1 riboswitch is annotated in these 304 nt (G+C 65.1%).

Going from position 1 to position 304, the window contains the following annotated elements:
- A riboswitch (TPP riboswitch) is annotated at window positions 1-135 on the reverse strand.
- Window positions 136-304 lie beyond the last annotated feature (169 nt).

Raw genomic sequence — 304 nt, forward strand, 5'->3', positions numbered from 1 at the left:
TCATGAGACCTCTATCTCCCTACGCCGGCATGACCCGGTCAGGTTCCTGCGGTCGACGCAGCGGTCGGTACGCGGTGTGCACGTACCTTTCAGCGCCCTCTCAGCCCGGTGCTCCGAGCTCCCGTGTCCACAGGCCGTTTGCCTGCGACAAGACGTCCATCACCGTAGCGGTCCGACTCCGGATGGTCCAGAGCAGACCTGACGGTCTGTTGACCGACCGGGCACGCTACGATCCGCATCCTGCGAGGCCAGCGGCACCCGTGCGTGCCCGAATTGCCGCCTCCGTACTGACTTTGGGGGATCT

It is taken from the genome of Kitasatospora sp. SC0581 (assembly GCF_048159585.1).
In the GTDB taxonomy this organism is placed as follows: Bacteria; Actinomycetota; Actinomycetes; order Streptomycetales; family Streptomycetaceae; genus Kitasatospora.